Annotated in this window: 21 protein-coding genes; 9 read left to right on the top strand and 12 right to left on the bottom strand. The window is 60.4% G+C overall.

From position 1 onward, the window contains the following. The first annotated feature begins 143 nt into the window (after window positions 1-143). Both glcF and CPY51_RS17535 read left to right on the top strand, forming a co-directional pair. A complete protein-coding gene (gene glcF, locus CPY51_RS17540; protein ID WP_111161524.1) occupies window positions 144-1,472 on the top strand; it encodes a glycolate oxidase subunit GlcF in 1,329 nt (442 codons plus the stop codon). A gap of 40 nt (window positions 1,473-1,512) precedes the next feature. Continuing rightward, window positions 1,513-1,953, top strand: a complete 441-nt coding sequence (locus CPY51_RS17535; RefSeq protein WP_111161523.1) for a hypothetical protein — start codon at window positions 1,513-1,515, stop codon at window positions 1,951-1,953. A 22-nt stretch (window positions 1,954-1,975) separates the two neighbouring features. On the opposite strand, the gene CPY51_RS17530 is transcribed toward CPY51_RS17535, so the two are convergent. The 3 genes from CPY51_RS17530 to CPY51_RS17520 all read right to left on the bottom strand — a co-directional run bounded on the left by CPY51_RS17530 (window position 1,976) and on the right by CPY51_RS17520 (window position 4,375). Further along, window positions 1,976-2,647, bottom strand: a complete 672-nt coding sequence (locus CPY51_RS17530; protein ID WP_111161522.1) for an outer membrane protein — start codon at window positions 2,645-2,647, stop codon at window positions 1,976-1,978. Window positions 2,648-2,805: 158 nt separating this feature from the next. Then, complete coding sequence (locus CPY51_RS17525; protein WP_111161521.1) at window positions 2,806-3,486, bottom strand: L,D-transpeptidase; 681 nt, start codon at window positions 3,484-3,486, stop codon at window positions 2,806-2,808. 136 nt (window positions 3,487-3,622) lie between these two features. Further along, a complete protein-coding gene (locus tag CPY51_RS17520) occupies window positions 3,623-4,375 on the bottom strand; it encodes a L,D-transpeptidase (protein WP_111161923.1) in 753 nt (250 codons plus the stop codon). Between the two features lie 209 nt (window positions 4,376-4,584). Between CPY51_RS17520 and CPY51_RS17515 the strand changes: the two genes are divergently transcribed. After that, window positions 4,585-5,214, top strand: a complete 630-nt coding sequence (locus CPY51_RS17515; protein ID WP_111161520.1) for a DNA-3-methyladenine glycosylase I — start codon at window positions 4,585-4,587, stop codon at window positions 5,212-5,214. Continuing rightward, window positions 5,211-5,744 (top strand): hypothetical protein, encoded by a 534-nt coding sequence (locus tag CPY51_RS17510; RefSeq protein WP_111161519.1) that lies wholly within the window; start codon window positions 5,211-5,213, stop codon window positions 5,742-5,744. Before CPY51_RS17515 ends, CPY51_RS17510 begins: the two co-directional genes overlap by 4 nt. Before the next feature lie 185 nt (window positions 5,745-5,929). On the opposite strand, the gene CPY51_RS17505 is transcribed toward CPY51_RS17510, so the two are convergent. After that, a complete protein-coding gene (locus CPY51_RS17505; RefSeq protein WP_111161518.1) occupies window positions 5,930-6,631 on the bottom strand; it encodes an HAD family hydrolase in 702 nt (233 codons plus the stop codon). A gap of 252 nt (window positions 6,632-6,883) precedes the next feature. On the opposite strand from CPY51_RS17505, the gene CPY51_RS17500 reads away from it, so the two are divergent. Further along, window positions 6,884-7,933 (top strand): aldo/keto reductase, encoded by a 1,050-nt coding sequence (locus tag CPY51_RS17500; protein WP_111161517.1) that lies wholly within the window; start codon window positions 6,884-6,886, stop codon window positions 7,931-7,933. Window positions 7,934-8,000: 67 nt separating this feature from the next. Here the strand turns inward: CPY51_RS17500 and copM are convergent, their stop codons facing one another. The 5 genes from copM to CPY51_RS17475 all read right to left on the bottom strand — a co-directional run bounded on the left by copM (window position 8,001) and on the right by CPY51_RS17475 (window position 10,265). Further along, complete coding sequence (copM, locus tag CPY51_RS17495) at window positions 8,001-8,399, bottom strand: CopM family metallochaperone (RefSeq protein ID WP_275540482.1); 399 nt, start codon at window positions 8,397-8,399, stop codon at window positions 8,001-8,003. Window positions 8,400-8,423: 24 nt separating this feature from the next. Next, window positions 8,424-8,804, bottom strand: coding sequence for a hypothetical protein (locus CPY51_RS17490; protein WP_111161515.1), 381 nt, complete (start codon window positions 8,802-8,804; stop codon window positions 8,424-8,426). Window positions 8,805-8,871: 67 nt separating this feature from the next. Beyond that, window positions 8,872-9,183: a BrnA antitoxin family protein gene (locus tag CPY51_RS17485; RefSeq protein ID WP_111161514.1), complete on the bottom strand. Its 312-nt coding sequence runs from the start codon at window positions 9,181-9,183 to the stop codon at window positions 8,872-8,874. Further along, the gene (locus tag CPY51_RS17480; RefSeq protein ID WP_111161513.1) at window positions 9,146-9,424 is read right to left on the bottom strand and encodes a BrnT family toxin; all 279 of its coding nucleotides are present in this window, start codon (window positions 9,422-9,424) and stop codon (window positions 9,146-9,148) included. Before CPY51_RS17480 ends, CPY51_RS17485 begins: the two co-directional genes overlap by 38 nt. 85 nt (window positions 9,425-9,509) lie before the next feature. Then, window positions 9,510-10,265, bottom strand: a complete 756-nt coding sequence (locus CPY51_RS17475; RefSeq protein ID WP_111161512.1) for a hypothetical protein — start codon at window positions 10,263-10,265, stop codon at window positions 9,510-9,512. A gap of 122 nt (window positions 10,266-10,387) precedes the next feature. Between CPY51_RS17475 and hisS the strand changes: the two genes are divergently transcribed. The 3 genes from hisS to hisG all read left to right on the top strand — a co-directional run bounded on the left by hisS (window position 10,388) and on the right by hisG (window position 13,894). Beyond that, window positions 10,388-11,908 carry a histidine--tRNA ligase gene (gene hisS / locus CPY51_RS17470; RefSeq protein WP_111161511.1) on the top strand — a complete coding sequence of 507 codons (1,521 nt, stop codon included), beginning with the start codon at window positions 10,388-10,390 and terminating at the stop codon, window positions 11,906-11,908. A 172-nt stretch (window positions 11,909-12,080) separates the two neighbouring features. Continuing rightward, a complete protein-coding gene (locus CPY51_RS17465) occupies window positions 12,081-13,202 on the top strand; it encodes an ATP phosphoribosyltransferase regulatory subunit (RefSeq protein ID WP_111161510.1) in 1,122 nt (373 codons plus the stop codon). Next, window positions 13,199-13,894, top strand: coding sequence for an ATP phosphoribosyltransferase (gene hisG / locus CPY51_RS17460; RefSeq protein ID WP_111161509.1), 696 nt, complete (start codon window positions 13,199-13,201; stop codon window positions 13,892-13,894). Before CPY51_RS17465 ends, hisG begins: the two co-directional genes overlap by 4 nt. A 72-nt stretch (window positions 13,895-13,966) precedes the next feature. Here hisG and CPY51_RS17455 read toward each other — a convergent pair whose 3' ends face one another. Then, on the bottom strand, window positions 13,967-14,413 hold the full coding sequence (locus tag CPY51_RS17455) for a DoxX family protein (RefSeq protein WP_111161508.1): 447 nt from the start codon (window positions 14,411-14,413) through the stop codon (window positions 13,967-13,969). Window positions 14,414-14,627: 214 nt separating this feature from the next. Here CPY51_RS17455 and CPY51_RS17450 point away from each other — a divergent pair, with 214 nt between their 5' ends. Beyond that, window positions 14,628-15,335, top strand: a complete 708-nt coding sequence (locus tag CPY51_RS17450) for a glutathione binding-like protein (RefSeq protein WP_111161922.1) — start codon at window positions 14,628-14,630, stop codon at window positions 15,333-15,335. Window positions 15,336-15,401: 66 nt separating this feature from the next. Here the strand turns inward: CPY51_RS17450 and CPY51_RS17445 are convergent, their stop codons facing one another. Together CPY51_RS17445 and CPY51_RS17440 are read right to left on the bottom strand one after the other, a co-directional pair. Then, window positions 15,402-15,848, bottom strand: coding sequence for a hypothetical protein (locus CPY51_RS17445; protein ID WP_195909569.1), 447 nt, complete (start codon window positions 15,846-15,848; stop codon window positions 15,402-15,404). A 761-nt stretch (window positions 15,849-16,609) separates the two neighbouring features. Then, the coding region (locus CPY51_RS17440; RefSeq protein ID WP_275540480.1) for a TCP-1/cpn60 chaperonin family protein at window positions 16,610-17,175 on the bottom strand (566 nt) is incomplete at its 5' end.

Raw genomic sequence — 17,175 nt, 5'->3', positions numbered from 1 at the left:
AAGGGGGGAGATTATATGCTGCTGCTTGGGAGCTCCGTGATATCCGCTCCGGGCGCCCAATCTCCCCCCTTGTGGGGGAGATGTCGCGTAGCGACAGAGGGGGGTCCCATCCTCCGCAACATAGCCGGTCGGAGTCCCCATAAATGCAAACCAACTTCACCGCCGAGCAGCTTGCCGATCCGCATGTGGCGGAATCCGAGAAGATCCTGCGCAAATGCGTGCATTGCGGCTTCTGCACCGCGACCTGTCCTACCTATGTGACGCTCGGAAACGAGCTCGATAGCCCGCGCGGCCGCATCTATCTCATCAAGGACATGCTGGAGAACGGGCGTCCCGCCGACGTCGAGGTGGTCACCCATATCGACCGCTGCCTGTCGTGTCTCGCCTGCGTGACGACCTGCCCGTCCGGCGTCGACTACATGCACCTGATCGACCACGCCCGCGCCCATATCGAAGAGACGTACAGACGCCCCTTCATCGATCGGCTGACGCGCAATATCCTCGCCGCCGTGCTTCCTTATCCCGGCCGCTTCCGTATGGCGCTGACCCTTGCAAGGCTCGGTCAACCCTTCAAGGGGCTGCTCAAGCGCCTGCCCGCACTGGCACCTTTCGCCGCTATGCTCGATCTGGCGCCGCGTTCGGTACCGTCGCCATCGCCCTTCTCTAAGCCCGCAACCTATCCGCCGGAGGCAAAGGTCCGTGGCCGCGTCGCGATCCTCACCGGCTGCGCCCAGCCGGTGCTCGATCCGGCGATCAACGAAGCTACCATTCGGCTCCTGACCCGCCTCGGCGTCGAGGTCGTGGTGCCCGAGGGAGAGGGGTGCTGCGGCGCGCTGGTCCATCACATGGGCCGCGAAAATCAGGCCCTGGCCAATGCCCGCGCCAATGTCGACGTCTGGAACCGCGAGATCGAAAGCGGCGGGCTGGATGCAATCATTATTACCGCGTCGGGCTGCGGCACGACGATCAAGGACTACGGCCATATGCTGCGGCTCGACCCGGCCTACGCGGAAAAGGCGGCGAAGGTCTCGGCGCTGGCCAAGGACATCACCGAATATCTGGCAACCCTCGACCTGCCTTCGCAAATGCCGAAGGGCATCGTCGTCGCCTACCACTCCGCCTGTTCGATGCAGCACGGCCAGAAGATCACCGTGGCGCCGAAACTGCTCCTCAAGGCAGCTGGCTTCACGGTCCGCGATCCGGCAGAAGGCCACCTCTGTTGCGGATCGGCCGGCACCTACAACATCATGCAGCCGGCAATTTCCGCGGAACTCAAGGCCCGCAAGGTTCGCAACCTGGCCGCTACGAAGGCCGACATCATCGCCACGGGGAATATCGGCTGCATCACCCAGATAGCAAGCGCCTCGGCAATGCCAATCCTCCACACCGTCGAACTCCTCGATTGGGCTCACGGCGGGGAAATACCTAAAAAATTAAGGGGTTTGGAGCACACTTCGCGCAAAATTACCTGAGGCAAGACTGCCGGCAGGTTCTAGCCTAGGGAATGCGGGCATGTTGCGTTGGTTGTTGCTATCCGGAGTGGTGCTCGCAAGTGCCGGGCCGGCCTATTCCGCAGGTCGCTACTATTGCGCCGTCGACGATGGAAACGTGAAACTCAGCCTCGATGTCGGCTTCGAGGAGGCGGCGGCCCGCAAGCTCAATCATTTTCGCGGTGCTCTCATCGCCAAGGCGGCGGCCGTACCCAGCGGCTTCAAGACGCTGATGCTCGATTCCAGCCAGCTTGCTCACTACTGGTCCTACGACGGCGACCTGCGCCTCGAAGTCTTTGCGCGGGGCGAAGACCAGGATGCCGGCAAGAGCTTCGACCTGATCATCATGTCGTCCGCCAAGGACGGTACCGCCCCGATGTCGGGAAGCTATGTGCTGACCTTCGATGTGCCCGACGCGAAACCGCTCGAACTGAAGGGCCCGCTGACCTGTTCGGTCAAATAGACCCTGCGAGCGTCACCCGATCTCAGAAATTGAACGACACGCCGAAATTCAAGGCGTTGGTGAACACCCGGGTCTTCAGCGTGTCCCCGCTGTCGATCGAGACGTCGTTGACGAAGGAATAATTGCCTTTGTATTCCACAAAGGTCGCCCAGTGCTTGCTGATCTGGTAGCTGACGCCGGCCTGCGCCTGCAGTGCCAGGCCGCCGAACTGGTAGTCGAAGGTCGTGCCCGATGCACGCGTCACCTCGACATGCGGCACGTTGATGCCGGCGCCGACGCCGACATAGGGCGTCCATTTGCGGCTCGGATCCTGGAAACGGTAGAGCGCGTTGGCGGTCAGGAGATTCAACCCATCGGTGAATTCGAAGTGTGACCAGTCCGGCGTATTGCTGAGATTGCCGTAGACCTTGGCGTGGGTGTAGTCGAGCGAAATGCCCCAGTTCGGATGGTTCAGATCGTCTAGCCACCAGGTGCCGCGAAAGCCGTAGTAGGGCGGGTTCTTGAAGGATTTTCCCGACCAGTCCGGGTCGAACGACGTGCCGTCCGAAACCTTGACGTCGCTGCCCGTCGCCCCCTGGGCGCCGCCATAAACGGAAAACTGCATCTCCGCCGAGGCGGTGCCTGCGAGCAAGCAGAGCATGGAAGAGGCCAGTACGGCAACTGCAGACTGGCGAGCGCGAAATGCACGACGCATGCGGAACCCCCGGTGGAATGGTGCCGTATTGATGGCCGGATTTCATGACAGGCCTATTACAGCGTGCATGAACAATCGCTGCTTAACCGGCAAAGCTGGCATAAAACTGAAAGGGCGGCCCTAAAGCCGCCCCTTTCCGCAACTTGCTAACAGGAATTTCAGCCGCCGAGGCCGCCAAACAGCGTGCGCAGAATATCGACACCGCGATCCTGGTAGCTGATCTCGCCCTGCTTGTTGCCGGGGCCGACAACGATGACCTTGGTGCCGACCGGCACGCGCTCGTAGAGATCGGTCACGTCGCGGTTCATCATGCGGATGCATCCGGACGAGAGATTGAGGCCGATGGTCCAGGGCTGGTTGGTGCCATGGATGCGGAAGGCCGTGTCGTGGCCGTTCTGGTAGAGATACATGGCCCGCGCACCGAGCGGATTGGTTTCGCCGCCTTCCTGGAATGCTGGAAGCTGATGGCCTTCCTTCGCCTCGCGGACGCGCATTTCCGGCGGCGGCGTCCAGCCGGGCCATTCAGCCTTGCGGCCGACCTTCACGACGCCGGACCAGCCGAAACCGTCCCGCCCGACGCCGATGCCATACCGCGTCGCGCGGTTGTTGCCCTCGACCAGATAGAGAAACTTGTTGTTGGTATCGACGATGACGGTGCCCGGGGCTTCGTCCGTCACCAGCCGGACCAGACGCTTGTGAAACTTTTGCGGGACTTCGCGTGTCGGCTTGACATTGCGAACCGCGTCGCTTGCCGTCGTGGCTGGTGCGGCATGCGACACTGTCGTCATGCAACTCAACGCGACAACGGCCGCCGCCGCCAGCTGTATAAAATGCTTCATCCTCGATTCCCTCTCATGCAAAGCGTGGAGAGGCTAATCAAACCGAATTATATTTCAAGATCAACAGGCATTCGTAACGGTCTTTTGCAAGACGATCGACCACTATTCTGTGGGTCGACCGCCAATGCGTGCAAAATTACATCACGACGACCCTGGTTCCGACTTTGACGCGGTCATAGAGGTCGGACACGTCTTCGTTGCGAAGACGAATGCAGCCGGACGAAACGGCGCTGCCGATCGTCCAGGGCGCGTTGGTCCCATGGATGCGATAGAGCGTCGAGCCGAGATACATAGCGCGCGCGCCGAGCGGATTGCCGACGCCGCCTTCCATGTGGGCCGGAAGATAGTGACCCTTGACGGATTCGCGCTGGAGCATTTCAGAGGGAGGCGTCCAATCCGGCCATTCCTGCTTGCGAGTGACCGTATGCGCACCGGCCCACTCGAAGCCCGGCTTGCCGACGCCGACGCCATAGCGCCGCGCCTTGCCGCCGTCCATGACGAGGTAGAGGAAGCGATTGTCGGTATCGATGACGATCGTGCCGGGCCGTTCCTTGGTCCGGTAGTCGACGATCTGCGGCAGATATTGCGGATCGAATGTCGAATGGATGGTCGGTATGCCGGGACGCACATTTGCGACGGGCTGGACAGCCGCTCCGCCGAACAGCGGGTGAATGACGCGCGGCGTGAAAAGCCCGCGCGGCTGCGCCGCCATCGGGCGGACCGGGTAGACGACCGGCTGCACGCGCGCGCCGCCAAGCTGCACCACCCAGGGAGCGGTAAGATCAGGGCTGACGACGACCGGTGGTCGGGATTGATAGCGGTCGTTGGCAAGCGCCGGGGAGGAAAGCACGCCGATCACGCCGGCAGCCGCCAAAATATACTTTCTCATCATCGGATGGACTCTCTACAATGCACCTGACATCGACGCCGAAACGCCCGTTTCTGGCTGTATGGTGACACCGCGCCGCCAGTGAATGGTAAATGCGAGATAGTGAAAACGCCGGCGAGCCGATAAACTTTTCGTCAGGGTTACCGGTCGGTTTGGAAACAGGGTATCCAAATGGTAAACCCTGAGAAAACAAGGAACGAATCGCGCAAATGAGCGGAACAGGTTTGATTACCGGTGACGATGGCAAGGATCGGTGCTTCTGGCATGGCAACCTGCCGGAGTATCTGCGCTATCACGATGAGGAGTGGGGACGCCCCGTAACCAACGACATCAGGCTGTTCGAAAAGATCTGCCTCGAGGGCTTCCAGTCCGGCCTTTCCTGGCTGACCATCCTGCGCAAGCGCGAGAATTTCCGTGCCGCCTTTGCCGGATTCGATTTCGAGAAGGTTGCATTGTTCGACGACGCCGATATTGAGCGCTGCGTCCTCGACGCCGGCATCATCCGCCATCGCGGCAAGATCGTCTCGACCATCAACAATGCCCGTCGCGCCATCGATATGAGAGCCGAATTTGGTTCTCTCGCCCGTTATTTCTGGAGCCACGAGCCGCAGCCGGACGATCGCCCCGCCATGGTCGACTATCCGACCCTCTCGGCCAATCCGACGACGCCGGCCTCGGTGCGCATTTCCAAGGACCTGAAGAAGCGCGGCTGGACCTTCGTCGGCCCGACGACGGTCTATGCGTTCATGCAGGCGATGGGTCTCGTCAACGATCACATCGAAGGCTGCTACTGCCGCGAAGATGTCGAAGCGATGCGAAAAGCTTTGGTGAGACCATGAAGGCCTTCGCATCCGGCATCGCCATTTTTCTCGTCACCTTGGCCGCGGCCGCTCCGCTACGCGCCGAGACCGCGCCTGTCCAGCCACCGCAACTCGACCAGGGCGAGACGCTGGAGAAGCTCCGCTTTCCGGCTGTCACCATGCAGCTGAAGGGCTGGACCAAGTTCGGCAAGGGCAAGGTCTATCAGCTGCCTGTCAAGAAGGGCCAGCATGTGAAGGTGACCTTCAGCTCGAAAAGCCAGTATGCCTTCATGGCGATCTTCGACCTGACCTCCAGCGCCGACGAAGCCTTTTTCGGAACCGACGAGGATGGCTTAACCGCCGACGTCACCGTCAACGAGGACACGACCTGGCTGATCAAGCCCTATTATTCCCGCGTCACCCGAAGACGCGGTCTTGGCGCGCCTTACTCGATCCTCATCGACCCGCAGCCCGCCTCGGCGCCGCAAGTCCAGCCGCCGTCGACACCACGACCTCCCGGACCGTCCCTATTCCCGCCAAAGCCGGCGGCGCCGGCACAACCTCAGTAAGGCGCGAGTTGTTCGCTGACCTCACGCCAAGACACCCCCCTCTGTCGGCCGGGCCGACATCTCCCCCACAAGGGGGGAGATCAACATGTGGAGAGTGCGGCATCCTCCAAATCTCCACCCTTGTGGGGGAGATGTCACGAAGTGACAGAGGGGGGTGACTTGGCGAAGGGCTTATAGTGCCAACCTCACAGCCCCTCGATCAGCGGCCTCAATTCCCCCAGATGCTCAATCTTGCGAAACCGCGGTGCATCTTTCGGCTCATCGACATGTTCCAGCACCCAGGTGAGCGCGTGCGGCACGAAGACGCCGTAGCTTCCCGCGGCAATGGCCGGGACGATGTCCGATTTCAACGAGTTGCCGACCATCATTGCCCGCTCCGGCCCATCGCCGACCTTTGAGAATATCCGGCGATAGGTCACCGCGGTCTTGTCCGAGACGATCTCCACGGCATCGAACAAATCGCCGAGGCCGGATTGCGCCAGCTTGCGCTCCTGGTCGAACAGGTCGCCCTTGGTGATCAGCACAAGCAGATAGGCGCCGGTCAGGGCCTCGAGCGTCTCGTGGACATGCGGCATGGTTTCGACAGGATGCGAAAGCAGGTCCCGGCCGATGTCGAGGATCTCGGCGATGACCTTGGCGGGGACGTGGCCCTCGGTGATCTCGATCGCCGTCTCGATCATCGAAAGCGTGAAGCCCTTGATGCCGAAGCCGTAGTGGCTGAGATTGCGTTTCTCCGCCTCCAGCAGGCGTTCGGATACCTTTTCGCCTTCGGCAAAGTCGGCCAGCAGCGCCGTAAAGTGCTTCTCCGTCAGCTGATAGAATTGCTCGTTCTGCCAGAGGGTATCGTCGGCGTCGAAGCCTATGGTCGTCAGCGGGCGGAGGGACATCGGCCTCTTCCTCGTTATGGCACTTGAAGACAGAAATTTATCGATCCCGCATTCCGTGACAAGTGCATCGCCAGGTACCACCATTGTGTGGCGTTGGGGGATCGCGTTGAAATGCCGTCCGGGTGCATTATGTCACCGTTCTCAGCACAATAAAGGCTGCCGCTGTCTGTCACAACGGGCCAATCAAAAAGCAATACAGGTTGACCAGCCCGCGGGTATCGATCTCGCGGCTGAACACAAGGAATTTTGAAGATGCGCTACAACCAACTGGGAAATACCGGCCTGTTCGTTTCCGAGCTGTGCCTCGGGACGATGACATTCGGCGAGGCCTCCGCCGGAGGTATCTGGGGTTCGATCGCCGACGTCGACCAGGATGCAGCCGACAAGATCGTCGAACGCTCGCTTGCCGCCGGTATCAATTTCTTCGACACGGCCGATGTCTACTCCGCCGGGGTATCGGAAACGATCCTCGGCCAGGCGCTGCAGAACCTCGAGGTTCCACGCACGGACGTCGTCATCGCCACGAAATTCTACGGCGCCATGGGTGAGAAGCCCAACGACCGCGGCGCTTCGCGCGGCCATATCATGGACTCGGTCGAGGCCAGTCTGGAACGGCTGCAGGTCGACCACATCGACCTCTACCAGGTCCACGCGACCGACCTCATCACCCCGATCGATGAGACCCTGCGCGCGCTGGATGATCTCGTATCGAGCGACATGGTTCGCTATATCGGCGTTTCCAACTGGCAGGCCTGGCGCATCGAAAAGGCGCTGGGCGTCTCGGAACGTCGCGGCTTTGCCCGCTTCGAGACCGTGCAGGCTTATTATTCGATCGCCGGCCGCGATCTCGAGCGCGAGATAGTGCCGATGATGGCAGAGGAAAAACTCGGCCTCATGGTCTGGTCGCCGCTGGCCGGCGGCCTGCTCTCAGGCAAATACGGTCCCGGCGCCGCTGGCAACGGCGAGGGACGTCGCGCCAGCTTCGACTTCCCGCCCGTCGACAAGGATCGCGCCTGGGCATGCGTCGCCGCGATGCGCGAGGTGGCCGCAAAGCACGACGCCAGCGTCGCCGAAGTGGCGCTTGCCTGGATCCTGGCAAAGCCGTTCGTCACCACCATCATCATCGGCGCCAAGCGCATGGAACAGCTCGACCAGAACCTTGCTGCGGTCAAACTGCGTCTCGACGCTGAGGATATGGCCAAGCTCGACGAGGTCAGCGCCCTCGAAGCGGAATATCCAAGCTGGATGGTCCCCCGCCAGAACGCTAACCGCCGGCCGGAGCCATTTGAGCCGAAGGGCTGATTGAAGGCACAAGATATGCCGGAGCGAAATCCGGCATATCCTTTCTCATCAATGGATCAAGTACGTGCTACTTGCCGTGCTTTTTCAGCCAGGCATTCATTTCCTTGATCTCGGCTTCCTGCGCCTTGACGATCATCCCGGCGAGCTTGCGCAATTCCGGATCCTTGCCGTATTGCAGCTCCACCTTGGCCATGTCGATTGCGCCCTCGTGATGCGGGATCATGCCGCGGACGAAATCGGCATCGGCGTTGCCGCTGTAGTTGATCGCCATGTCCTTGTGCATTTTTGCATTGGCGGTGGCGAAGGCCTGGCTGGACGGGCCCTGGTCGCCCATCGGCTTGCTCATATCCATGCCGGACATGTCATCGGCAAAGGCTGCCGTGGAGAATGCGAGAGCGAACGCGCTCGCGGCGAGAATGGTTTTCAGAGACATGGGATTCCTTTCCGCTGTCTGAACATCTGTAATTTGTTGGCATCTGGTTGAAGTGTGTCAGGCAAGCCGGGGAGGGGGAGATACGGGCGCCGGACGGGCATCTCTCAGCCGTTTGACGAGACCGGGTGCCGGATAGGAAAAGGCAGCCGCTTTGCCGCTATCGACCGCAACGACTTCGGGCATGACGAGACATGCCGGGCAGAAGGATGCATGTCCCATCGCCCCGCCGCAGGGTATGCTCTCACCGCTGCTATGACTGGCGGCCATAGCCCCGTGACTGTCCATCTGGGCCATGTCGGACATTGCAGGCGAAGCGCTCGTTTCAAAGCGCGCCTCGGCGGCAAATGTCGAACCGCACATCGGACAGGCGCCGAGCGCCGGCATCGCGCCGTAAAGGAGCCAGGCGAAAAGCATTGTCAGAATGGCGAAATGGCGCATGCTTCCACCATAGTTGAACTCTGAGTGAAATCCAGCGCCTCGCCATCATAGGCGCCCCTCATTGCCATCAAAGCTTAGCCGCCTTGCGCAGAGCCTCGTTGATGCGGCCCTGCCAGCCTTTGCCCGTCGCCTTGAAGGCATCGATGACATCCGGATCGAGCCGCAGCGAAATCTGCCGCTTGCGCGCCTCGACCACCGGCCGACCCCGGGCGCGCCGGATGCTCTCGGCGAACTCCGGAAAGACCTCGGCAAATGGCTTGGCGTTCTTGAAGTCCTCCTCGGTCCATTCGGGATTTTCGGGATCCTCAGCGATCCCCTTTTGTATCCGGGCCTCTTCCTCGTCAGTGAGTGTACGGAATTTTTGAATGGCTCTGTGCATAGAGATTCCTTTCTTTGCGGCTAGCTGGACGCAGAGAGATCAACGAAATGCTTTCGACCCCGAGAGTTGCGAATATGACTGCAACAACGTCGTCCGAGAAAACGCCAACGGCTTTCAATCGTCGTTGCTTGGCCTCGATGATCAGAGCGTCGAAAAAGAACTCAATATCGAGATCGGCAAAGTCGAGATCATGTTTATCGAGATTCTTGATGCGCTTCGGCTCATCCCACGTAATCTTCATCGAATAATATCCGAACAATAAAATTTGTCGATAATAAAAGTGCTACAATAAATTTATGGTTGCAGAGACGCTAGCCGATCTCGGATCAGGCGGCAATGACCTGGTGGACGATCTGGTAGTCCTTGCTCTCCTCTCCAAACGGTGCGACCGGCCATGCCCAGCTCGTGCGCGACAGAGGCGGCACTGCGCCGAGAAGCAGGTCGGCTTCCTCGTGTGTCTTGCCCGTCCGGTCAATGACCGCATAGGAAATATCGGTGACAAGGCAGGTCCTGCAGGGCAGCGCGCGCAACCCTTCGAGATGGGCGTCGATCAGCCGTGTCCCGGCATCTTCCGGCATCCTGCCAGCGCTCTCGCCCTCAAGCCTTCGGCTGACGCCGCGGCCGATCTGCGAAAGCAGATTGGCTGAAATGACAAAATCGAGATAGGGAACCTGCCGAAGGAACCCTAGCGGCTCCGGTGCCAGGCCTGGCCCCAATTCCTCGTAGCCCGAAAGGTCGCGTTCGATCAGGCGGACATTGTGATGCCTCTTTGCCTTGAGCCAGACGCGGACCGAGGCGAGGTGCACGAGGTCGACGAGAACGACGGTGTCGAACGCCTTGGCTAGAACGTCGATCGGCACATCGCGCAACAGGCCGGAGCCGAGCACGACCGCCGTCCGCCTTTGCCGCAGATCCGACATCGCGTCCAGCATCGCCTGCCGGCTACGGATTTCGTGATCCGCCCAGGCTTCCCGGCAGCGGCCGGCGCGTGACCAGAGATTGACGGAAGAGCGGACATGCGGCCGAAAGGCTTTGCCGGTGACGGGCAGGGTGGCGAGATATTGGATTGCCTCGGTGATCATGAGCCCAACTAGCACTTGGCTCGCCCAATCGCCAGCGCTCGAATTCCCGCCGCAACCCTTGCCGCACTGCGCCCAATCCGCTACGAAACCGCCACTGTCATAATGACCGGATTGCAGCAGAAATGAACGATAAGCAGAAGAAACCGCAAAAGCTCAGGGCCCGTCTTCCGCGCGGCTTCGTCGACCGCTCGGCCGGCGATATTCGCGCCGTCAACGAGATGGTCGAAAAGATCCGCAAGGTCTACGAGCATTATGGTTTCGATCCGGTCGAGACGCCGCTGTTCGAATATACCGATGCGCTCGGAAAATTCCTGCCGGATGCCGATCGTCCGAATGAGGGCGTCTTCTCGCTGCAGGATGACGACGAGCAGTGGATGAGCCTGCGCTACGACCTGACGGCGCCACTCGCCCGCCATGTCGCCGAGAATTTTAATGAGATACAGCTGCCCTACCGCACCTATCGCGCCGGCTATGTCTTTCGCAACGAGAAGCCGGGGCCGGGTCGTTTCCGCCAGTTCATGCAGTTCGACGCCGATACCGTCGGTGCCCCCGGCGTCCAGGCCGATGCGGAAATGTGCATGATGATGGCCGATACCCTCGAGGCGCTCGGCATCCAGCGCGGCGACTACGTCATCCGCGTCAACAATCGCAAGGTTCTGGATGGCGTGCTCGAGGCCATCGGCCTCGGCGGCGAGGATAAGGTCGGCCAACGGCTCAATGTGCTGCGCGCCATCGACAAGATGGACAAGTTCGGTCCGGACGGCGTCTCTCTGCTGCTCGGCCCGGGACGCAAGGATGAATCCGGCGACTTCACTAAGGGTGCGGGGCTCGATCCGGACCAGATCGCCAAGATACTTTTCTTCGTCGGCATCAAGGACTACGCCGACAGCGCCCGCGAGCTTGCTGAACTCGTTGCAGGAACGTCGAAGGGCGGCGAGGGCGTCGAGGAGCTGAATTTTATTGGCGGCCTTGTCGCCAGTGCCGGCTACCAGTCCGACCGCATCAAGATCGACCCCTCCGTTGTCCGTGGCCTCGAATACTACACCGGCCCCGTCTACGAAGCCGAACTCCTCTTCGACGTCACCAATGAAAAAGGCGAAAAGGTCGTCTTCGGTTCGGTCGGCGGCGGCGGGCGGTATGATGGGCTGGTGTCGCGCTTCATGGGCCAGCCGGTGCCGGCAACAGGCTTCTCCATCGGCGTCTCGCGCCTGATGACGGCGCTGAAGAACCTCGGCAAGCTCGGCCAGAACGAGGTGCTCGAACCGGTGCTGGTCACCGTCATGGATGGCGATGTCGAAGCCATGGGCCGCTACCAGCGCATGACGCAGGAGCTGCGCACCGCCGGCATTCGCGCCGAGATGTACCAGGGCAACTGGAAGAAGTTCGGCAACCAGCTGAAATATGCCGACCGCCGCGGCTGCCCGATCGCCATCATCCAGGGTGGAGACGAGCGGGCAGAGGGCGTCGTCCAGATCAAGGACCTGATCGAGGGCAAGCGCCTGTCCGGCGAGATCGAGGATAACATCGCCTGGCGCGAGGCTCGTGTGGCGCAGGAAACCGTGCCGGTATCCGATCTGGTCGCCAAGGTACGCGAGATTCTTGACGCTCAGGCCGAGGATCGCAAGAGGGCGGATCGGCCGTGAAAACCGTGCGAGGATACCCCCCTCTGTCACTCCGTGACATCTCCCCCACAAGGGGGGAGATTGCAACTAGCTTCGGTATTCAGCCACTTGCTCCCAATCTCCCCCCTTGTGGGGGAGATGTCAGCATAGCTGACAGAGGGGGGTATCTCTCCGCCAACTCGGAGGTCGCCCCATGCCCCTGATCAACCTCCCCAACTTCACCGACGACCTCCTCTCCGAGTTCGCCGCCCGCAGCACCACCCGTGTCGACACGCCGGTGATCCAGCCGGCCGAGCCATTCCTCGACATCGCCGGCGAGGATTTGCGCCGCCGCATCTTCATGACCGAGAGCGAGACGGGTGCGAGCCTCTGCCTTCGCCCCGAGTTCACCATTCCTGTCTGCATCCGCCACATCGAGACGGCGACCGGAACGCCGAAGCGCTATTCCTATCTCGGCGAGGTCTTCCGCCAACGTCGTGAAGGTGCCAGTGAGTTCTATCAGGCTGGCATCGAGGACCTCGGCGACATCAATATCTCGAGCGCCGACGCACGGGCGATCGCGGACGCGACGGGAATTCTCGGCCGTCTGCTGCCGGGCCGCCGCCTTCAGGTCACGCTTGGGGATCAGGCCGTGTTTGAGGCGGTCGTCCAGGCGCTGGGCCTGCCGCTCGGATGGCAGAAGCGGCTGATCCACGCCTTTGGCAACATGGAGCAGATCGAAGCGCTGCTGGCTCGGCTGGTCAGCCCGCAATTCGTCACCGATCTGGATGACGATGTCGCAAGACTGGTCGCTGCGGACGATGAGGCAGCACTTATCGCCCACATCGATGCGACCATGGAAGCAACAGGCTATTCGACGAATGCGAGCCGCTCGCCGGTCGAGATCGCCCGCAGGCTGAAGGAAAAGCTCATTCTCTCCGAGACCCGGCTTGACGATGCAGCCTTCGGGGTTCTCCAGGAGTTCCTGTCGTTGAACGTTCCCCTGTTCAACGCGTCGGCGGCGCTTGCGGGGTTTGCGGATGCAGCAGGCCTGAAGCTTGGAAACGCGCTGTCTCGCTTCGATGGTCGTGTCGCGGCGCTGGCCAATGCCGGCGTCGACCTTTCCACGATCGAATATCGCGCCGCCTTCGGACGCCCGCTCGATTACTACACCGGCCTCGTCTTCGAAATCGCAGTGGAAGGGTCGCAGGCGGTCCTGGTCGGTGGCGGCCGTTTTGACAAGCTGCTGACTTTCCTTGGCGCCCAGAGCCGTATTCCGGCCGTCGGCTTCTCGTTCTGGCTCGATCGGATCGAAACGGAGAGGGCGAACGCATGACCATTACCATCGCGCTGCCGTCCAAGGGACGGATGAAGGACGAAGCTTCCGATATCTTCGAGCGTGCAGGCTTGAGGATCGTCGCCGTCGGCAATGACCGCTCCTATCGCGGCCGCGTCGAAGGTTGGGATGATGTCGAGGTCGCCTTCCTGTCTGCCTCAGAAATCTCGCGCGAGATCGGCAACGGCACGGTCGATTTCGGCGTCACCGGCGAAGACCTGATCCGCGAAGGCCTGGCGGAAGCCGACGCCCGCGTCGAAATTTGCGCCCGGCTCGGCTTCGGCCGTGCGGATGTTGTGGTCGCAGTGCCGGAGATCTGGCTCGATGTCGATACGATGGCAGACCTTGGCGATGTCGCCGCCGATTTTCGTACCCGTCGCGGCCGACGCCTGACCATCGCCACAAAATACTGGCGGCTGACGCAACAGTTCTTCTCGAGCCAGCACGGCATCCAGCTATACCGCATCGTCGAGAGCCTCGGTGCCACCGAAGGGGCTCCGGCCTCCGGCTCCGCCGATATCGTCGTGGACATCACCTCGACCGGCTCGACGCTGCAGGCAAACCACCTGAAGGTCCTGTCGGATGGCGTCATCCTGCGGTCGCAAGCCTGCCTCGTCAGGGCAAGGAAAGACAGCCACGCCAACGATCCGCTGGTCGCCAGGATCATAGCCGCCGTCAAAGACGCCCTCTGAGCTGATGCCGAAATAAAAGAGGCCCGCCGTGATCCACGGCGGGCCTCTTTGCATTTGGGAGGTTTTGGTCGGTTAGGCAGCGACGCTGTAGGAACCGCGGCGTGCGTCGATCGAGTAAAGGCCGGGGCCGTTGGTGGCGAGCATGATGTATGCGCCGGCCAGCGTCACGTTCTTCAGGAAGTTGACAAAGTTCAGGCCATTGATCCAGCCGTTGGCAGCAGCCGGGAAGTCCGGAACATTAACAGGCGACAGGTGGAAAACGACGCCAGTGAAGACACAGAAGGCGGCAAGGGCATAGCCGACGATGCGGGTCTGGAAGCCGACGAGGACGCAGATGCCGGTAACGAGTTCGAACAAGCCTGCGACATAGGTCAGAAGCGTGGCAGCGGGCATGCCGGCGCCGGCGATCATTCCGGCGGTGCCAGCCGGGTCGGTCAGCTTGCCGAAGCCGCTGAAGATGAACATGAATGAAAGCAGGATACGGGCAACGAGGATCAGGATGTTGTTGGTATTGGACATGGCTGTCTCCAGTGGAATGGCATATTGCCGGTTGCGACAATCTCTGGAGCCTATATTCGCTATTTTTGATGCACTGAAAAGATAAACGAACGCAGACGCATTGTTCACAAAGAGCGAACGAAGCTGTCAGCCTGTTCCCCCTTTTCTGCTGCGTCGCTTCGTTTATGGTGCGTTCGAACTCGCCTATTCAATGTTGATCCTAGAGGAAGAATTCATGGCAGACCTATCCGCATTTCCGATCACCAAGCGTTGGCCGGCCAGCGACCCGACCGTCATCCAGCTCTATTCCCTGCCGACGCCGAACGGGGTCAAGATATCGATTGCGCTCGAGGAAATGGGTCTTCCCTATGAGCCTCATCTCATTTCCTTCGGCACCAATGATCAGAAGTCGCCGGAATTCGTTTCCCTGAACCCGAACGGTCGGATCCCGGCAATAATCGATCCTAACGGTCCTGACGGTAAGCCGATCGGCCTGTTCGAGTCCGGCGCGATCCTCGTTTATCTCGCAGAGAAGACCGGCAAACTCATCCCAACCGACGCCGCCGGCCGCTACGAGGTCATGCAGTGGGTATTCTTCCAGATGGGCGGTATCGGGCCGATGTTTGGCCAGTTCGGCCACTTCTTCAAGTTTGCAGCCGACAAGGTCGCCAACAATTCCTATCCGATGGAGCGCTACCGCGATGAAACGAAGCGCCTGCTAGGGGTGCTTGAAGAGCGCCTGAAGGGCCGTCAGTGGATTATGGGCGACCAATATACCATCGCCGATATCGCCAGCTTTCCATGGGTCCGCGGCGTCGACGTATTTTACGGCGGCGGCGACGTGCTCGAATTGGCGAAGTTCCCCTTGGTCAAGGATTGGGTCGCCCGCGCCGCAGCCCGCCCTGCGAGCGTCATTGGGTTGAACGTCCCGAAACGCGATTGATCTGGCGTCCTAAAAGCTGGGCGAGGCCGGTTCCACAAGGACCGGCCTTTTCGTTGCGTTCAGGCACTACTGACGGCCGGTGAGCTGGCTGCCGGGTTCGAGCTTGAAGCGGGGGAACATGAACACGCCGACCATACTGCCGCTATGCCTCTCTTCTGCACCAATTGATTCGCCTATGCAGAACACCGGCTGCCCGTGGCCTCCTGCCGCGAGAACGGTCGTTGAAAAACAAAATGACGACGAGACAGTCGATGCCTGTTCGAACAATTCCAGGATGCGGGCGCGATCCTGCGCTTCGTAACAGCGCATCAGGCTGAGCAGCCCGCACTCGGTGGAGGGCAGCCCGTAGAACATCGTGCTAAACTGCCCAAGCTTGATCACGCCATTCGAAAGATCACCGATCCAGCCCTCCGTCACGCAGAACTGGGCTAGGATATCGCGATCGTAACCGCCGGACTCAGGTGTGCCGAACACGAATGGCGAGGCAACGTCGGATTTCACAATCTTGAACAAGATATTCCCTCGGACCCGGCGCAGCTCCCCAGCCGCACGCTTTAGAAAATTATATTTCACCGGCGGAGTTCGGCCGGGGGCATCAAGTATTCTGCAACTGCATTCGATTGGAGCGAACGTTTCAGCCTGACTATTCTGGCGCTGGAATGAAGAGAGAATCGATACATGCGGTCGCTGCAGCAGGTCGCGGCAGCTGGATTGCCGACGTCGACTGCCCTTACCGCATTGATTGCGCGTCATGCGCGTGGAAGGACGAGCAACGGTGCCATCGCGGCGCCGGAAAACCCTTATAAAACACTGGGCTGGGATTTATAAGATATTTTAAATAAACAGCAATGGGAATATGGGAAATACATCGGCATTTTATCATTCTGAACTTTCACAAAATTCCCGTTACTTGAAGTGTACTTTTATATTGAATAATGCCCGTGTTACGCGAGTCCATTTGGAAAGTACATTGAAAAATTGCGGAGCGATTGAAAATCGACCGGCGGCCTGACGGCAATGACATTTGTCAGTCGCGTGGCAACAGGCGCGATGCGCGAGTGGCACTTGTAGAAATTCCGCAAAAGAAAAGGGCGACCCGAGGGCCGCCCTTCCAAATTCTAATGATCCGGTAGGATCACATCATGTCCGTGCCGCCACTTCAGCGCGCTTGTCGCGCTGGAGCACTTTTGGTCGTGGGCGGCTCTGATGGACATTCCACAAAAGAAAAGGGCGACCCGAGGGCCGCCCTTCCAAATTCTAATGATCCGATTGGATCACATCATGTCCATGCCGCCCATGCCGCCCATGCCGCCTGGCATGCCGCCGCCTGCAGATTCCTTCTTAGGAGCTTCTGCGATCATGGCTTCGGTGGTGACGAGCAAGCCGGCAACCGAGGCTGCGTTCTGCAGGGCTGTACGAACAACCTTGACCGGGTCGACGATACCCATGGCGATCATGTCGCCAAATTCGCCGGTCTGGGCGTTGTAGCCGTAGTTGTCGGTGTTGCTTTCGAGGATCTTGCCGACGATGATCGAACCTTCGTCACCGGCATTTTCAGCGATCTGGCGAACCAGCGACTGCAGCGACTTGCGGACGATGTTGATACCGGCAGTCTGGTCTTCGTTGGCGCCCTTGATGTTGAGGACGACGGAAGCGCGGAGCAGAGCCGTACCACCACCAGGAACGATACCTTCCTGAACGGCGGCGCGCGTAGCGTTCAGCGCGTCGTCGATGCGGTCCTTCTTTTCCTTGACTTCGATTTCAGTTGCACCGCCGACGCGGATGACGGCAACGCCGCCAGCAAGCTTGGCAAGACGTTCCTGCAGCTTTTCCTTGTCGT

The sequence above is a fragment of the Arminella tubonensis genome (assembly GCF_003240585.1).
GTDB lineage: Bacteria > Pseudomonadota > Alphaproteobacteria > Rhizobiales > Rhizobiaceae > Rhizobium > Rhizobium tubonense.
The sequence above is the reverse complement of the archived record's forward strand: the minus strand, read 5'-3'. Positions and strand labels throughout refer to the sequence as shown.